Here is a 12024-nt window from a genome sequence, read left to right on the forward strand (position 1 = left end):
GGCCAGCTGCCCTGGGGCTCCGCATGACGATGATGCGAAGCCCCGGACAGCGCGACGGGAGGATGTCGCCATGGGTTAGCGGCGGGCGATCAGCTTGTTGGCGTACGCTTCGAGCTCATCGAGCCCGCCCTTGATGTCGGTGCGCGTGCCGGTGATCAGTTCTTCGAGAATGATACCCCAGCGGTCGCCCAGATCCGGCCAATCGGCATTGACCCAGAAGTTGACATCCGTGTATTGCGCCGTCTCGTTCAAGGCATTGCCGATTTCAGCGCCGTATTTCTGCTTGAAAGCATCGCTGTTGATGACACTGGTGCGATTGATGTCGCCAAAAATGCCCCGCTCCAGCCGTCGCTCTTCATTCTGTTTGGATGTCGCCCAAGCGATAAACGCGCCCGCGCATTTCCTCGCCGCATCATCGGCGTTGGCCTTTGCCCCGATAGCGAGGCCATGTCCGTAGCCACCGCCAACCAATGGGCGCGGCGGAACGGTATAGCCAACCTTGCCGGCAACGGATGATTGCTTTGGATCTTCGGTCTGCCCGGCCAGCGGACTGGACTCGATGATCATGGCAACATTGCCTGAATTGAAGGCCTCGGTGACTTCCGTCCAGCTGCCGGTCTGGGTGCCGGGAGCGGAATACTGGAACAGTCGAAGATAGGTCTCCGTCGCTTTTACCGCGGCATCCGAGTTGAATGCCGGCTTGCCGTCAACAAACCACTGGCCGCCAAATGCCTTGAAATAGGTCATCCATCGCCAGACATTGGCCCCGGAGCCACGGCCGCCGCGCAACGCCGTTCCATAAAATCCCTTGGCCGGATCATTCAGCTTGGCGAGTGCGGCCTCGTATTCATCCAATGTCTTCGGCGGCGTGATCCCTGCCTTTTCCAGAACGTCCTTGCGGTAGTACAGCAGATCGCCTCCGCCCTGGATCGGCGCGAAATAGGCGACGCCATTGTAACTGGCGACCTTTTTGCGGCCCGCATCGAAGTCATCATAACTGGCATCTGCAGGGTAATATTCAAGCAGCGGCACAATCCATTTCGACTCGGCAAACAACGCGACATTGGCTTCGTCAATGTAGTAGACATTATACTTGCCTGTTGTGGCCGCCTCCGCCCTTGATTTGGCACGGCGGTCATTTTCGTTCAGGTAATCGAATTCGAACGATGCGCCCGACAATTTCTTGAATTCATCTTTGTAGCTTTCAAGCAGGGTAAGACTGTCGCGCGGCTGGGCCAGAACCCGGACGGTACTGGTACATATCTGCGCATTCGCCACATTTGCAAAAACGAGCAGGCTGACACCGCTCACAAGAGCAGTGCAATAAGACATTCGTAGCATTGGTTATCCTCCCAAAGTTCCTTTTTCCCAGGATATGGCAGGCGTTTCTCCTCTCACCCGCTCAATCCGGCAAGAAAATTGGCAGAGGAAAATGAGCTCCGATAGCAGCAAATTTTCAAAAAACTGATACGAATTTGCAAGACTTACCCATCATCGGCTGCTCCAGCAGCCGATGGCAAACCACGCAGGCTTATTGTCATTGCACCGGTAGGCAGCAAGCCCGCCTTTGGTCAGGCCGTCACTGGGCGCCGACCGGCCGCGGCGGGTAGATGGCCTGCACCTGCGCGGCCCTGGGTGCGCCTGATATCGCACCCGTTGTCATGGCCGAGGTTGCCGGGGCGGTTTTTCCGGCAACCAGCATGTCTTCGTGCACCCAACCGATCATGTCGGTGGCGGGAATCACGATATGATGCCATTTGCCGGTCTTGCCATAGGACCGCATTTCGCGTCCCTTTTCCACGGTACCCGCCGGTTCGGATTTATCCCACGCATTGCGCCGCAAAGTCAGCCTTTCCCGGGCATAGACCACCGACGGCGTCATGTTGGGCATATTGATCCCGCGTGGCAGGTGAATGCCTGTCCGGTCTGTAGGACCAACGGACAAAGCTGGGCGTTGCAACGGTTGTGGCTGCTGCAATGCTGTCCGCTGCAGCGGTGTGGGCACCACCGGGCTCTGCGATTGCGCGCCGACGGGAATGGAGGGGCGCGGAACCGGTGCAGTGAACGCGGTCGCGGGGCTACTGTCCTGGCGCGGCGCGGCTTTCGCAGTCTGTTTGCCATCTGTTTCAGGTTTTGCAGCCGCGGATCGGCTGGTCTGCGCCGCTGGACGCTCAAACCATCCGGCGAAGGCTTTCAGCGGGCCTTTGTGCTGGGTTGCCGACCATATGCTCAATGCACCGACACCGGCAATCACGGCAAGAGCCAGAAATATACCGGTGGAGGACCCACGGGAGGCGGCCCGTGAGGATGTCCGCCTGGGCGAACGTGACGGTGAACGGGTGCTGCGCTTTCTCTTGGCCATATAAATCCTGCCCTTTTCGGCCCGGTTGTGGTTGGGCCAGATCACTATCGGGTTTGACAACACGCCTGAGCGTCGAATCGCGATGTCATCCAGCCTGACAGGGCTTCCTTGGTATTTCGTTACCGGGCAGCAAAGACACGACATAGCAGCGGCCCGAGGGATAAGACCGCTGGAGCCGCCGGCGCTTTCTGGATCAGATCTGCGCTTCGATGGCGGCCTTGTCTATCACCGACCAGACCAGTGCAATCTTCCCGTCGCGAAACTGGTAGAACACGTTTTCGCTGAAAGACACCTTCCTGCCATTGATGGGAAGGCCAAAGAAATTTCCCTTGGGCGTCACGTTGAACAGGAGCCGGGCGGCGATATGGGATTGGTCGGAGACCAGCAGGTCAATATTGAAATACAGGTCCGGAATTTCGACGAAGTCCTTCACCAGCAGCCCTCGATAACCCGTCAACCCGATCAGCTTTCCGTTGTAATGCACGTCCTCCTGAACGAAATTTCCGAGGTTCGGCCAGTCCTGCCTGTTTAGGCAGGATATATAGGCCTTGTAGATTTCCGCGAGGTTTGTCTCAGTCATGAAAACTGCTCCTTGGCTACCGGTGAGGTTGGGGATGAGGCGAATAGGTGCGTCGGCGACGCAGTAAGACTCAACTTATGACAACATGCCAGCACTTATCCAAATCGGGCGCGAAGCAGCCATATAGGCATGAGCAATCCGGGTGCCGGAACAAAGGTTCTGGAAACATTCTGTAAAGCAACTGGACAAATCGCGATAAGTTCAATCTATTGTCACGGACATCCAACTTAACTCAGTGTTATTGCAGGGGGATTGAGCAATGAACATGAAAAGCTTTCTCACATTACTTGTTTTTTGTTCCACAATGATATTTTCGGCAGGTTCTGCTTTTGCTGACGCCGCCTATACGACCGGAAATGTCAATCTGCGCACCGGTCCGGCAACACATTACGCGCGCGTTGGTACTCTGGCCGCGGGAACACGCGTCAATGTCCTGGCCTGTCAGTCAAACTGGTGCCGGATCGGCCGGCAGGGGATCCGGGGATGGGTGTCGGCCAACTATCTCGATCGCATCGCCGTTCACAGGCCTGCCATCGTGGTACGGCCAACAATCATTGTACGCCCCCCCTATCATCACGGTCACCGTCCGCCGCACCGGCCTCACCGCCCTCGTCCGAATTGCAAGATCGCACCGGGATTCTCTTGCCGGTGATATCGACGGCACGCTCCTTCAGCCGCAGAGGTTGAAGGAGCGTTCTTCTGCGCACCATTAACTGTAAATCGCCTTACAACTCAGTAATATTCAGATAAATCATTTTCATTCGACAGATTAGAGTGTAGAAACGCTTTCTGCGTTCTGAAACTTCACATCTATCAATACCAATCTTAACTTGAACACAACTGATATCTCCCCATAGTGTTGTTACGAGTAGGTATGCGTCGATGAAATTCATTTTCCGCAATGTTCTCGGATTAAGTCTACTCTTGTCTTCCAGCCTCTTTTTTCATGCCCATGCCATGGCTGAACCAGGCATTTGCATCCGGCTCAGACAGCAGCTCAAGCTGCCGGTCCGGGAAGAGCCGCAGACTAGCAGAGCCGTTCAGACGCAGGCGATCAAACTTCAGCAGGCGCGCGCCCGCGCCAGCCAGGCGGGTTGCGGCAACACGCTCTTTTCCCGGGGCGATCCAAAGCAATGCGCGCGTTTTCAGCGGAATATCGAAAGCTTGATGAACGGGCTTGAGAGACAGAAGCGCGCAGAACTCCACTCCATAGGGTCCGCTCCGTCCAGGGCGCGCATTCTTGCGTCCCTCAAAGCAAATGGCTGTTCCGAAGAGCGGCGGCCGGGGCTGCTCGAAGCCCTTTTCGGCAGTTCCACTCCCGAGCCTGCAGTGATGAAGACCGCAACCCTTCCCCGGCAGATGATTGAAAGAAAGCGGCCGAGGCAACCAAGTCAAACCACCGATGCATCGAGTAGAAAACTTTACCGGACACTGTGCGTGCGAACCTGCGATGGATATTATTTTCCAATCTCTTTCGCGGTCCAGACCAGATATTTCGATCGCGACCAGAACACCTGCAGTGAAATGTGCCCCGGATCGGAGGTAAAATTATACTCCCATGCCATACCGGAGCAGTCTTCCGAGGACATGATCTCCGTTGAAACCAAGACCCCCTACAAGGATCTGCCAGCCGCGTTCAATTACCGGATTGTCGGTGCCCCGGCCGCAGCGCAATGCACGTGCCATACTGCGCAACCATCACTGAATGCGGCAGCGCCGGCAAGCCAAAAAGCCTCAACCGTCATTGGTCCCGAACTGCCAATGGCGAAACATGGCGCCAGGGATGAACGGGCAACAGACTTGGGTACCGCATCCAGTGACGGCGGCAACCCTTTTGGCATGATCCTGGCAGCACCCGCCCAAGAAAATAACCGGCGTAATGTACGCATAGTCGGTTCGGCATATCTCCCCGATGACGAAGGAAAAATCGATTTCAAGGCATCACGGCCATCCGAACCGCTTTTTGCCCAAGACCCCGACCGGGCAAACAGGTTCACCTTCGGCATGGCCATCGAAACGGTTGCAGCCGATATACTGAAGCGGCTTGGAGACTAGGCCGTGCACGCGTAAATCTGGTCGAAATGCGCCTGAAGGGCATGGCAATTGACCTCCGTTTCAAACCAGCGCCGCCACATATTGCGCGATGGGCAGACAGGAGGTCAGCCCCGGACTTTCAATGCCAAACAGATTGACCAGACCTTTTACACCATGCGACGATGGCCCCTCGATAAGGAAATCCGTCACCGTTTCGCCTGCGATACTCAGTTTTGGCCTGATGCCGCAATAGGCAGGCTGGAGAACCCCATCGGGCAAAGCAGGCCAGTATTTCCGTATCGCCTCATAGAAGCGCTCGGCCCGCGCCGGATCGACCGAATAGTCAATGGTATCCACCCACTCGACATCCGGGCCAAACCGCATGCTGCCTCCCAGATCGAGTGTCAGGTGGATACCCAGGCCTCCGGGCTCCGGCACAGGATAAATCAGATGCTGAAACGGCGCGGTACCTGGCACCGAGAAATAGTTTCCCTTTGCATATCGGCGCTCCGGCACGTGATGCTTCGGCAATGCCGCGATTTTCGCCGCCAGTTCAGGCGCGTTCAGCCCGCAGGCATTGATAAACACATCGGTGCGGAATTCGTACGGCCGGCCGGTTTCCGTCTCGATTGTGTGAACGACAAATCCGTCGCTGTCAGCCTCCACGGACACCACCTTGGTGTGGGTTGCGATCATTGCATCGTGCGCCTGCGCATCTCCAAGCAGCGCCAGCATCAGGTCATGGCAATCAACGATTCCGGTAGACGGCGACATAATCGCGGCCGTGCAGTTCAGTTCCGGTTCGACGCGCCGGGCTTGCGCGCCGGAAAGGAATTGCAGATCACTCACGCCGCATCTGCGGGCGCGCCCGGCAATTTCGGTCAGGGTCTCAACCTGCCGGTTGTCTGTCGCAACGATCAGTTTGCCGCAGCGCTTATGCGCTACGCCGTATGCATTCGCAAACCGGTAGAGCGCCGCATTGCCATCCACGCACAACCACGCCTTCAAACTCGTTTCCGGGTAATAGAGGCCGGCATGGATTACACCCGAATTGCGGGAGCTGATTCCATTGCCCACCCCTCCGCTCTCCTCGGCAATGAGCGTTTCAATTCCTCGCCTTGCAAATTCACGCGCTATGGCAATCCCGATGACGCCACCACCCGCAACAACGCAGCCTATGCGATCCACTCTTCACCCCATCGTCTCACGGAATCATGATGTCAGTTTTTTCTCCAGGCTCTGCAGCGTCTCTATTATCTTGCTGCCGACCCGCTCATAGCTGGGATAATGCAAGAGGTGTTCCTTGTCCCAGTCAGCCGGTGAAAGATCATTGGCACCATCTTGCGGCGCAAAATTCTTCAGCTCGTTGAGAAACTCCTGAACCGAGCGCGCCGTCGGCGGAGTCCCGGTTGCCGCGTACAGGAAAAGAGCCCGCAGCCAGAACTGGATCGCCATCATCTCTGTCCGTATCTGCTCGTCCTCAATCATGGAAATCCTGGCTCACACGCTACGCCCTTCACGCCCATTTCTTTACCACTATTGTGAGCCGGATTGGTAATTGGTCTGACGGATATCAGGTATATCCTTAAGCGTTCGGCTGACATGTGAAGACAATAAAAACGATTATCTTCCGATATCTTTCAATGGACACGGCAGCGCCAATTGTCACCCTTCGATTCTTGCCCGCATCGTATTGAGGACCGGGATACGTCGAACGGCTTAGCCGCCTTTCAACTGAAGAGACAGCTTAAACCGGCTTTCGCAAAGCGCTAAAATCAATGCTGCCTGTGTGCCGTACGACGTAAATATCTGCCCGGCGAACAAGCGCTCGAAAAACGGTCGACAATCATTCAGAGAGGTCAGAGGGTGAGCGCTGTACGCCGGGCATTTTTCATGGCGATACTGGAACAGTATTCGCAAGTGATCGTCAGCGTGGCGATGATCACGATCCTGTCGCGCATGCTGAGCAGCAGCGAGATCGGGATAGCCGTCATCGGCTTGGGAATTGGCACGATTGCGCTCACGGTCAGGGAGTTCGTCACGTCGGAATACCTCATTCAACGTGGCACGCTCACACGCGAAGACATACGAACCAGCTTCACGCTGACCCTCGGCTTCTCCATGGCCATAGGCTGCGCCCTGTTCTTTTCAGCGCCGTTCCTTTCCCGATTTTATGCCGCGCCCGAGCTGCTCGCATTCATCAAAATACTGGCCTTTGCCGGCGTCATCGATGCCGCTGTCTGTCCAATCATCGCCCTGCTGCGCCGGGATCTCACCTTTGGTGCGGTAACCCGCATCAACGCCATCGGAAGCATCACCAATGCGGTCGCAACCATCGCATTTGTCGCCCTGCATTTCGGCTTCATGAGCTTTGCCTGGGGAACGCTCGCCTCCGCCGTGGTCAGGATGCTTCTCGCTTTTCATACCAGACCAATCTTCTGGATGTTAAACCCCTGCTTGAAGAGCTGGCGGGCGGCTTTCGCCTTCGGCTCCTACAAAGGCGCCTCAACCCTCCTGGACCGCTCCTATGAGGCACTCCCCCAGCTTGTCCTGGGCAGGATCATGCCGCTCACGGCAGTCGGCCTCTACAATCGTGCAAATCTCGTCTGCGGCCTGCCGGACAAGATCCTGCTTTCAGCAATCTTCTCCGTCGCCTTTCCCGCATTTGCATCCGAAGTCAGGGCGGAGCGCGACGTCAAAGCGGCTTATCTGCGCATCATAAGCTACATCACGGCCCTCTATTGGCCGGCAACCCTGGCAATGGCCATTCTGGCCTATCCGATTGTCCGCATCGCGCTTGGCCCGCAATGGACCGAGACGGCACCGCTGGTCCAGATTTTTGCGCTTGCGGCGCTCTTCTGGTTTCCCAATATTCTGACTTTTCCCGTTCTCGTCGCGATGGGGGCAAACAGACAGGCATTCGAAGCCAATTTCATTGGCCGGGGGCTGTCGATGCTTGTGATCTGCGCCGCCAGCTTTTTCGGGCTCTACGCCCTGGCACTGAGCCAGTTCATTGTCCTGCCCTTCCAGATGTATCTTTCGCTGGTCTATGTCCGCCGGCAGGTCCCCTTCGCCTGGGGAGAGCTGTTCCAGGTTTTATACAGAAGCGGCCTGGTCACGATGTATGCCATTGCCGGTCCACTGCTCGTTCTCGCCGCCAACCGCTTCCAGTTCGACATGTCGATTGCGCAAGCCTGCATTGCCGGTCTGCTCTCGGCCATCGGATGGCTGGCAGCGCTGGCTTACTTCAGGCATCCGTTCTTCGACGAAGTGGAAAACATTGCAAGGATCGCAATGCCTGCACTGCTGGCAAGGATAAACACCGCGGTTGCCAAATGAGCAGCCCCGCGCTTCGCTTCAAGGATTGGATCTTCGACAATGAAATCCATTGACGTGGTCATACCAAACTACAATTACGCCCAGTATCTGCAGGACTGCGTCGACAGTGTACGCAGCCAGCCTGCCGAGAGGCTGCGCATCCTGATCATCGACAATGCCTCCACCGATGACAGCGCTGTTATCGCCAGGACGCTGGCGAGTGCCGATCCCAGAATAGAACTGATGCTGCGCCCCAGAAACCTCGGGGCGCATGCTTCCTTCAACGATGGCATCGACTGGGCCCAATCGGACTATTTTCTGATCCTTTGCTCGGACGATTATCTGGCTCCGGGCGCGCTCGCCAGGGCGATGAGCTTCATGGAGGAAAATGACGACGTTCACTTGACCCATGGCAGGACGCATTTTCGTGCAGACGCCACCGACGGCGATCATCTGCCGGACACCCCCTTGCTTTCGGATTGGTCAAAACAGGACGGCAAATCCTTTCTGACCTCTCTCTGTCAAAGCGGCAGGAATTTTGTGAGCGGGCCCACGGTGATCGTGCGTACGGCGATCCAGAAGAAAGCCGGGTATTACAAGCCCGCTCTGCCCCACACCGACGATCTTGAGATGTGGCTGCGTTTTGCGCTTCACGGTGCAGTGGGCCGAACGGACAATATTCAGGCAGTCGCAAGAGTCCATGCTTCCAATCAGTCCGCGACCGTTCGCACCCTGGAGCAATGGAGCGTCGAATTCGAGGCGGCGTTCCGGTCATTCTTCGAGAATGACGGGGCAATTCTTCCCGAAGCGGAAGCACTTCTGCGGCAAGCGCGCGATGCGCTGAGTGAACGGGCCTACTGGTCGGCAATCGCGCAAATATGCCGGGGTGAACCGGGCGCTACAGCGTTGATGCGTCACGCTATCCGGCTGCGGCCATCCGCAGCCTGGCTGCCACCGTTCCGCTATCTGCTCAACAGATCAGACGCCTCGGCATTGATAGGCCGCAGCGCAAAGGCCCTCGGCCGGCGGCTTGGTACATCCATGACCTCGGGCGGCCGGTTATAATGACATGGCGAACTGTGCCGTGAAAAGCGGACCGATAACAGCTTCTTCCAGCAATTTTTCCTGGATGAAAAGCTGCCGTTGAACGCGCGCATTCGCTCTGGCCAGCTCCAGATGCACCTGGTTGAGGTTTGCAAGCATGCGCCGGGTCTGGTCTTTCAAAACTTCGACATCAAAGGTTTCAATGTGCTGGCACGCGTGCTGGTCATATTGGGCCAGGAGTTCATCGTTCTTCTGGGCATATCCGAGCGAGATCGTGGGGCGGGCGAGCTTCAAGGCACAGACAACATTGTGATAGCGCGTCACAACCACGATATCGGTCTTGCCGATCTCCCGCATCAGGTCGTGGAGCGTGGCGCCATGCTCCACCGTGACGCGCTCCTCTGGCCTGTCGCGGGCTGGCACCGAGAGTCGCTCGGTAATGTCACCCACGGCCTTCCAGTCGCGCTCGTCGCCGGTCAACAGACGGACATTGTGCCCCTCATCGAGCAGCCACTGGATGAAGGAGGCCAGCTTGCCGATATAGGAGCGATAGATTGCTTCACCAAACACCGCATCCTTTGACCATCCGCGGTAATCCATCACGCCGACGCCAACGGTCACCGGGCTGTTATATCCGGGAGACGGGAAAGATGGGGCTGGAAGCCGGAACGCAATATCGGGGAACAGGCCATCGCGCTCGACAGGAAGGCTAATCCTTTTCATATAGGCCAGGGAGTAGCTGTCCCGATAGGACCGGTACTGCGCCATCCTGGCCGCCGAACGCAGAAACCAGCGGCTGAGGGGATGCTCGATCGGCCCCGCACCGATGCTGACGAACGCGATGTTCGCCCCCCGCAACCGGGCGGCCAAACACCAGCGAAACAGCACAAACGGCCAGCCAAAGGGCGTCTCCTGGAAATCATCCAGAATACCGGTGCCGGGAATGATCAACAGGCCAACGCCGCTCAAGCTTGCAAACAGCATGTAGATGCTGGCGATACGGCGCGGGATATCGGCAAGAAACGCATTCATACGAATGAACCACGGGTCTTGCAGAACCAGACCGCTGATCCCGATCGACTTGATCTTATATTCCTTTTCGACCAGTTCCGGATTGGAACAGATACACATGAGTTCGGCTTCGAACGGTAATGAGCGCAGGAAATTCACCATAGCTTCAAGCGAGCCGTCATTCCCGGTATTACCGCTGCCAAACTGCCCCAGTAAGCATATTTTCATCCCTACATCCTCAACATCGCGCGCGATCAATCGGATATCTTGCAGAGCAAAGTTTGCGGCTGCCGCCCGGCAAAAAACACATGGCCTTTGGAACAGCGCGGCCAGCCTAATGAGCAAGGGGCTTCACCCAAAGGGTTATAGGCCTCACCCGCCGCGACACATTCAATTCGCGCGCCTCCCGGTCCATGCTGTTTTCCGGATGAAGCCGAAACACGCAAGGACAGGACTTCATGAAGTTCGCATATTTCGTCCGCCCCCATATTGGCGGCACATATACGGTGTTCAGACAGCTGCGGGCCGCCCTGGCTGAAAAGGACATAGACGTCCGCTGGCTCGGGATGGCCTCCTACGGCGTGCCCTGCGATGCCCAATGGCTTCCAGAGTTCTCATACGGTTCGCTTGTGGAAACACCCAATGGCGCGAGCGAACGGGATCAGGCTGAAGCCCTTGCGCAAGCGCTCGAAGAAGGCCAATTCGACGGAATATTCATCAATGTCCTCAGCGACCGAATTCAAACGAATATTGCGCGTTATCTTCCCGACAGGTTCCTGCGCATCATGATCGTGCACAACATCACTGCCGGCACTTACAGCGCGGCAGGCGCGATCAGGGACCACGTGCACGCAACCGTCGGGGTTTCCGACCGCATTTGCAGTGACCTGGTCAGGAAACTGGGCTTCCCCGCCGACCGAACCTTTGCAATTCCGCATGCTGCGGGCACATCGGCCGTGCGGCAATTCAAAAGGGAACCCAGCCCGGACGATATATTGAGGGTCATTTTCCTTGGCCGCGTCGAGGATGCGTCGAAAGGGGTGCTCTGGCTGCCGGATATTTTCGCGCATCTGCCGCAATCCATCCACCTCACCATTGCGGGTGATGGTCCGGACCTCGAACGACTGAAGTCAAGGATGGCGCCGCATCAACGGCAGGCCGCTTTCCTCGGCGCTGTTCACCCAGAAGCCGTTTTCGATCTCCTGCTTCGGCATGATGTGCTCATCATGCCCTCGCGTTTCGAAGGATTTGGCCTGACCATTACCGAAGCAATGTCAGCCGGCTGCATACCGGTTGTTTCGCGCATCCGGGGGGTTACCGACACCATCGTCGATGATGGCACCAACGGCTTCCTCTTCACCATCGGCAATGTCCGGGAAGCCGCAGAGATCATCGGCCAGATCCATTCCAGCCCGCAAACAGCGCATTGGATGTCCGATGCGGCCCGGTGCAAGGCAGACGGCACATTCACCATCGGGAATATGGCGGAACGGTATGACGGCGTCATCCGGCAGATCACGGCGCATAGGCCCGCAATCGCACCATCACTCAGAATCAAAGACTGGGCCATGCCGAAAGGTCTGCGCCCGGGTTTGCGAACTTTCGTACCGCGCCCGGTGAAGAATTGGCTGCGCATGATGCGGGAGCGCATTTGAAGATATCGCGGCATATCAGG

General features: G+C 57.0%; 11 protein-coding genes. 5 read left to right on the top strand and 6 right to left on the bottom strand.

The features are described 5' to 3' along the window. Window positions 1–75: 75 nt before the first annotated feature. From C5750_RS17955 to C5750_RS17965, 3 genes are all read right to left on the bottom strand, one after another. Window positions 76–1332: an ABC transporter substrate-binding protein gene (locus tag C5750_RS17955; RefSeq protein ID WP_105735289.1), complete on the bottom strand. Its 1257-nt coding sequence runs from the start codon at window positions 1330–1332 to the stop codon at window positions 76–78. Window positions 1333–1579: 247 nt separating this feature from the next. Continuing rightward, window positions 1580–2362: a hypothetical protein gene (locus C5750_RS17960; protein WP_130502116.1), complete on the bottom strand. Its 783-nt coding sequence runs from the start codon at window positions 2360–2362 to the stop codon at window positions 1580–1582. A gap of 193 nt (window positions 2363–2555) precedes the next feature. Beyond that, the gene (locus tag C5750_RS17965) at window positions 2556–2942 is read right to left on the bottom strand and encodes an ester cyclase (protein WP_105735291.1); all 387 of its coding nucleotides are present in this window, start codon (window positions 2940–2942) and stop codon (window positions 2556–2558) included. 304 nt (window positions 2943–3246) lie between these two features. Between C5750_RS17965 and C5750_RS17970 the strand changes: the two genes are divergently transcribed. Continuing rightward, complete coding sequence (locus C5750_RS17970) at window positions 3247–3594, top strand: SH3 domain-containing protein (protein WP_245421164.1); 348 nt, start codon at window positions 3247–3249, stop codon at window positions 3592–3594. A gap of 230 nt (window positions 3595–3824) precedes the next feature. After that, window positions 3825–4997: a DUF2865 domain-containing protein gene (locus tag C5750_RS17975; RefSeq protein ID WP_105735293.1), complete on the top strand. Its 1173-nt coding sequence runs from the start codon at window positions 3825–3827 to the stop codon at window positions 4995–4997. Between the two features lie 60 nt (window positions 4998–5057). On the opposite strand, the gene C5750_RS17980 is transcribed toward C5750_RS17975, so the two are convergent. Next, the gene (locus C5750_RS17980; protein WP_105735294.1) at window positions 5058–6164 is read right to left on the bottom strand and encodes an NAD(P)/FAD-dependent oxidoreductase; all 1107 of its coding nucleotides are present in this window, start codon (window positions 6162–6164) and stop codon (window positions 5058–5060) included. Between the two features lie 24 nt (window positions 6165–6188). Continuing rightward, entirely contained in the window at window positions 6189–6464 is a 276-nt protein-coding gene (locus tag C5750_RS17985; protein ID WP_105735295.1) for a hypothetical protein, read from the bottom strand. Window positions 6465–6842: 378 nt separating this feature from the next. Here C5750_RS17985 and C5750_RS17990 point away from each other — a divergent pair, with 378 nt between their 5' ends. Both C5750_RS17990 and C5750_RS17995 read left to right on the top strand, forming a co-directional pair. Beyond that, the gene (locus tag C5750_RS17990) at window positions 6843–8315 is read left to right on the top strand and encodes an oligosaccharide flippase family protein (protein WP_130502117.1); all 1473 of its coding nucleotides are present in this window, start codon (window positions 6843–6845) and stop codon (window positions 8313–8315) included. A 39-nt stretch (window positions 8316–8354) separates the two neighbouring features. Then, window positions 8355–9359, top strand: a complete 1005-nt coding sequence (locus C5750_RS17995; protein WP_105735297.1) for a glycosyltransferase family 2 protein — start codon at window positions 8355–8357, stop codon at window positions 9357–9359. On the opposite strand, the gene C5750_RS18000 is transcribed toward C5750_RS17995, so the two are convergent. Next, window positions 9354–10577, bottom strand: coding sequence for a polysaccharide pyruvyl transferase family protein (locus C5750_RS18000; protein WP_105735298.1), 1224 nt, complete (start codon window positions 10575–10577; stop codon window positions 9354–9356). The two genes, C5750_RS17995 and C5750_RS18000, sit on opposite strands and share 6 nt — an antisense overlap. A gap of 230 nt (window positions 10578–10807) precedes the next feature. Here C5750_RS18000 and C5750_RS18005 point away from each other — a divergent pair, with 230 nt between their 5' ends. After that, complete coding sequence (locus C5750_RS18005) at window positions 10808–12004, top strand: glycosyltransferase family 4 protein (RefSeq protein ID WP_105735299.1); 1197 nt, start codon at window positions 10808–10810, stop codon at window positions 12002–12004. Window positions 12005–12024 lie beyond the last annotated feature (20 nt).

Origin of the sequence: Phyllobacterium myrsinacearum, assembly GCF_002980555.1 — a bacterium.
GTDB lineage: Bacteria > Pseudomonadota > Alphaproteobacteria > Rhizobiales > Rhizobiaceae > Phyllobacterium > Phyllobacterium myrsinacearum.